The 5,160-nt window shown below is 38.1% G+C and carries 5 protein-coding genes and 2 pseudogenes; all 7 read right to left on the bottom strand.

What is annotated here, in order from left to right:
- Window positions 1-379: 379 nt before the first annotated feature.
- A pseudogene (locus tag DCC82_RS10150) lies at window positions 380-622 on the bottom strand (YybH family protein); the annotation flags it as partial.
- A gap of 130 nt (window positions 623-752) precedes the next feature.
- Entirely contained in the window at window positions 753-2,087 is a 1,335-nt protein-coding gene (locus DCC82_RS10155; protein ID WP_015863959.1) for a hemolysin family protein, read from the bottom strand.
- A 76-nt stretch (window positions 2,088-2,163) separates the two neighbouring features.
- Window positions 2,164-2,853, bottom strand: coding sequence for a zinc metallopeptidase (locus DCC82_RS10160; RefSeq protein WP_097354546.1), 690 nt, complete (start codon window positions 2,851-2,853; stop codon window positions 2,164-2,166).
- Window positions 2,853-3,014 (bottom strand): sporulation protein, encoded by a 162-nt coding sequence (locus DCC82_RS10165; RefSeq protein ID WP_082798206.1) that lies wholly within the window; start codon window positions 3,012-3,014, stop codon window positions 2,853-2,855. Before DCC82_RS10165 ends, DCC82_RS10160 begins: the two co-directional genes overlap by 1 nt.
- Window positions 3,015-3,047: 33 nt before the next feature.
- Window positions 3,048-3,476 carry a MerR family transcriptional regulator gene (locus tag DCC82_RS10170; RefSeq protein ID WP_171699162.1) on the bottom strand — a complete coding sequence of 143 codons (429 nt, stop codon included), beginning with the start codon at window positions 3,474-3,476 and terminating at the stop codon, window positions 3,048-3,050.
- 701 nt (window positions 3,477-4,177) lie between these two features.
- Window positions 4,178-4,783, bottom strand: coding sequence for a TetR/AcrR family transcriptional regulator (locus DCC82_RS10180; protein WP_097354944.1), 606 nt, complete (start codon window positions 4,781-4,783; stop codon window positions 4,178-4,180).
- A 54-nt stretch (window positions 4,784-4,837) separates the two neighbouring features.
- A pseudogene (locus tag DCC82_RS10185) lies at window positions 4,838-5,023 on the bottom strand (thiolase family protein); the annotation flags it as partial.
- Window positions 5,024-5,160 lie beyond the last annotated feature (137 nt).

The following is a 5,160-nucleotide window of genomic DNA, read 5'->3' on the forward strand; positions in this document are numbered from 1 at the left end:
GTCAACCAGCCGAACGCGGCAGCCAATTAGGCTAGTTGCAAGCCCACGGCTTTAGCCGTTGGGTAGTTGACAGAGCAATCTGTATAAGATAATCTAATTATAGCACATATGTTCGTTATTTTCTACGATATAGCAATTCCTCTTCCCACTTCTATTGGTTTACACCCCGCCCCAATTAGAAGTGGGAGTTATCTCGTATGAAAAATCATTTCTTCCATTCATTTACTTTGTTGATTATTTTCTTTTTTTGTTTTGATTGATTATTTAGAACATAGTTTAAATAAATTAATTTTATCCTATAAAACAGCCTCTTACAGTTTAAACATGAATGATAAGAGGCTTCCTTTGCCGCTCTAAATTCTGTTAAACCGCTATAATATTAAAGACTGCTTAAATGCTCATGAATTAATTTCCATTCTCCTTTTTCGTTCTTAATGAACACATTAGTGGCTCTACCACTACCCGTAACAAATTTTCCGTTGTGATAACCTTCATAATGATATGTATAAGTACAAGTTGCAGAATTTTGGTCAACGGCTAACCAATGTACATTGTTTGCAGTATAAACTTCTTCTTTAATGATATCCCAAGCATTTTCAAAATAATTTTGGATTTCTTGTATTTTTTCTCTCCTCAGTTGTACTTTCTTTCTTGTCTATATGTATGTCCTACATATAAAGAACTTGTCTTTTTCGCAAAAAATAAACGGCAGCCATTTATAGCTGCCGTCTTTCGTTATTTTATTTTAGCTGCTATTCTATTGCCGCTTCTTGTACAATAAGAGAAGGAGCCTTCACGCGTTTTGTGATTTCAACTAATTGGACGTGATGCCCTTCCATTTTTAATACCTTAAATTCATAATCGCCGTAGGAAATAATGCCGCCTTGTTGAATATCAAATTTTTCTGTTAAAATCCAACCACCAATCGTATCAACATCCGTATCATCGATATCCGTTCCAAGTAAGTCATTTACATCTTCAATCAATACTTTTCCATCAACAATGGTGGTGTGTTCGTTCACTTTGCGAATCATCGGAACTTCGTCAATATCAAACTCATCTTGAATCTCACCGACAATTTCCTCTAATATATCCTCAACCGTCACAAGCCCTGCTGTTCCGCCGTATTCATCAACTAAGATCGCCATATGAACTCGTTCACGCTGCATTTTTACGAGCAAGTCATGAATAGGGATGGATTCGATTACTTGTATGATCGGGCGGATATAATCACCTAACTTCTTTTCAGTGGCCTTTGGATTTTGAATACAATCCGTTAATATTTCTTTTATGTTGACCATCCCAATGATATGGTCTTTATCTCCGTCTATAACAGGATAGCGCGTATATTTTTCTTGCTTTATCGTTTCAAAATATTCCGCAATGGAACGGTTTTTATCCAGTGCGACAATTTCTGTACGCGGTACCATGATTTCTTTGGCAATCCGATCGTCAAACTCAAAAATATTGTTTACGTATTTATATTCCGACTGATTAATTTCTCCACTTTTATAACTTTCAGATAAAATCAAGCGCAATTCTTCCTCTGAATGGGCCACTTCATGTTCGGATGCTGGCTTTAACCCAAATAATCCGGTAATGACGCGAGCAGAGCCGTTTAATGCCCAAATAAACGGATACATTATTTTGTAGAAAAAGATTAAAGGTCTTGAACATAACAGCGTAATGGTTTCTGCTTTTTGAATTGCCAATGTTTTCGGAGCCAGTTCTCCAACGACCACATGCAAAAAGGTAATCGTTGCAAATGCAATCGCAAAAGAAAGGAAAGACGCTACGGACTCACTTAAATTCATTCGTTCAAATACAGGGTGAAGCAAATGCTCCACCGTTGGTTCACCAAGCCAACCAAGCCCCAATGCGGTAATAGTAATACCAAGCTGGCAAGCCGATAAATATTCATCTAAATTGCTAATGACTCGTTTTGCAGCCCTAGCGTTTCGATTTCCTTCAGCTATCAGTTGATCAATACGTGTACTGCGTACTTTAACAATGGCAAATTCGGATGCAACAAAGAATGCCGTTAAAGCAATTAAAACACCAACCATCAGTAAATTAACTATCTCCAATTAAGCTCTCTAGCTGTATGCAAACAGCTAGAGAATCCACCTCCTGTTAATTTGGCTATACATTTAATTTATTACATTACTCTTCTTCATTATTCCCTTGGAAGAAAATCATAACAAACTTGATTAGCTCTAACACAGAAATTAATGCCGCAGCTACATAGGTTAATGCAGCAGCATTTAAGACTTTATTCACTCCCCGTACTTCATCATTGCGAATAAATCCTTCAGCAAGAAGAAGCTTTTTGGCGCGAGAACTCGCATTAAATTCTACCGGTAACGTAATTACTTGGAATGCCACGGCTGCTGAAAAGAGAATAATGCCAAGCCCAATGAGTGAAGCTTGATGCAACAAAAACCCGCCTAACAATAGAAATGGAGCAATTCCAGAAGAGAAATTCACTACTGGAAACATACGATGCCGCAAAACTAATGCACCGTAGGATTGTTGATGCTGAATTGCATGGCCAACCTCATGGGCAGCTACCGATACAGCAGCGATAGAACGTCCATAATAAACAGACTCAGATAATCGAACGGTGCGTGACAATGGATCGTAATGGTCTGTTAATGTACCAGGCACCAGTTCAACGGGAACATGATATAAACCGTTGGAATCTAAAATTTTTCGTGCTACCTCAGCCCCAGTGAGAGACGAATTAGCATAGACTTCCGCCCATTTATTAAATGTACCTTTTACTTTAAATTGTGCCCAAAGTGACAGTCCAAATGCTAAAAAGATGAGAATATCCATTGGATGAAATAACATTACGTTCCCCCCTTACTTTTGTTGATATCCTGTTCTACTGTCCCGCCCTCAATGAAAAATTCACCACTAATGGTCTCTCCTAACCGTACTTGAGAATGATGCAGCACAAGATTGATATTCGCAGAACCAATCCCCAGCTTCGATAAAAATTTTCTAAACATCCTTTTTATCTCTCTCCTTAAACATTTATTTTTTTAATTAATAAAAGGATCTCCTCCAAGCAATATCGCTAATGTGTGTAACAAAGTATAACCTTGTTGGGCCAATGGTTTTGTCATCAACTTGATCTGTTGCTCATTTAATTGTTTGAGTAATGGTTTTAATTCCAACAGTTCTTCTTGAATATGTTTCATTTCTTCTTGAAGGTGCTCAATTTTATCTACAATTTCATCCGCAGCATCTGGTTGATTTTGGATAATCTGCAATCGCTCTTTGATTTCCTCCAGAGTTAAATGCTGTTTTTTTAATGCATCGATTAACCGTAAACGTTCGATACTTTCTTCGGGATAATAGCGATAATTTGTTTCGGAGCGGACAGGTTCTAGCAACCCTAATTGTGTATAATAATCAATGGTTCGTTTCGAAACGCCAGCTAATTCCGCAAGTTCACCAATTTTAAACAACTTCCCAATGAACTCACTCCCTAATATTTTTCATAATGCTAATTAGATTATATTCTTAAAAAACTGTACAGTCAAACGTTATACTGTTGATTTTTGTTTCAAATTCGTTTCAATCACTACATACGAATATATTCTGATTTTGGATTCATACAATGAAAAAAAACTAAAGAAAACCTTTAGGTCTAAAAACTAGCTCAACATTTTGATATGGAGATGAAGAGTCGACGTTTACAGTTCAGTAAAATTACCGTTCAACGATATTTTATTACTTCACTAATGGGGTTCGATTTACCTCCAAGAGACATAAGGCGAATAGTTAATATTGTCTCATCTTTTACAACTCCATTTATTTTTTTATATACCTCGTGACATCTGTCCGTTTCAAAAAGCTCCACTAGTGCATTTAATGTTTATAGATATTTATAGGAGGTGATTTTCCATGTTTTGTCCTAGACCAGTTATATGTCCACCTAGATGTGTGGTGCGCGACTGTTTCATTCCTCGTGTAGTTCCTTATATCCATCCAGTTGTACATGTTAATCGTTACAATATCGTCAATGTTCCTAGACATATTTATAGACCTATCACAAGAAACGTAGTTGTTGACCCTGGATACCCTACTCATTGCTGCTAATCAACACGAATGCCCCACTTTTATCAAGTGGGGCGTTTTGTGTAGTAACTAAGAAGAAAAAAATGATTTACACATTAATATGTGTCGAATATTTTTCCTTCAATGATTCGCGATTTTTGATTCCGTTTAAAATCAGATCGACGTAAATGTCTGTCAGCGCTTCTTCCGATATTTCGCCATCCGGCTGAAACCAGTAATAGCTCCAGTTTGTAATGCCCAAAATGCCAAATGTAATCATATCCGGAGTCAGCGTCGGCTTAAATTCCCCGCGGGCGATTCCCGCTTCGATCAACTGCTGGTAATGTTGTCGGAACGCCCGCCGCTTTTCTTTAATTTCTTGCAAATGATCTTCATGCAAATGACGCATTTCACGGAAGAAAATGCGTGCACTTTTCCGCCTTGCTTTAATATTGCGAATGAGCATATAGACGATTTCGTACAGTTTTTCCGTGCAGCTTTTCTCCGAATCTTGCAAAATGCGTTGTTGCTGCTCTAAAAGATCTTCTATATAGGAGATGCATATATCTTTTAGCAGCTCTTCTTTGCTTTTGAAGTAATAATAGAATGCACCTTTTGTCACTCCTATTGCTTCGACAATTTCTTGCACCGATGTTTCTTTAAACCCTTTGCGGTCGAATAGTTCAATGCTTGTTTCAATGATTTTTTCTTTCATATTGCCGATTCCTTTCATTATTTATTCTCGTTCGATAATGGTGGCGATTCCTTGCCCGCCGCCGCTTAACACATTGCCCATAATGACATCATCAACCATTTCCGGGCCGATATTTGCCCGCCTCATCGCTTCTTTTATCACTTCCGCACCAAAAATATGCGCTGGCACGGTCGCTAATGCTCCGCCTTGTCTGGCGATCGCCGTGCGGACGGCGGAAACAATGACCGCATCTCGTTTCATGTATGCCACTCCCATTCGTTTTTAGGTATTGTCAAAAGTTTATCCTCCACACTCACTGTTTTTCATTGAGTTTCAACGGTTGGAAGAAAAAAAGCTTGCCACCCCCGTTGTTTTCGGCCATCATTGAGGTAACGACC

Origin of the sequence: Geobacillus sp. LYN3 (genome assembly GCF_003064505.1) — a bacterium.
In the GTDB taxonomy this organism is placed as follows: domain Bacteria; phylum Bacillota; class Bacilli; order Bacillales; family Anoxybacillaceae; genus Parageobacillus_B; species Parageobacillus_B toebii.

Coding starts and splice junctions, on each gene's coding strand:
- DCC82_RS10160 (WP_097354546.1), bottom strand. CDS start 2,853: ATGTTATTTCATCCAATGGATATTCTCATCTTTTTAGCATTTGGACTG.
- DCC82_RS10165 (WP_082798206.1), bottom strand. CDS start 3,014: ATGTTTAGAAAATTTTTATCGAAGCTGGGGATTGGTTCTGCGAATATC.
- DCC82_RS10180 (WP_097354944.1), bottom strand. CDS start 4,783: ATGAAAGAAAAAATCATTGAAACAAGCATTGAACTATTCGACCGCAAA.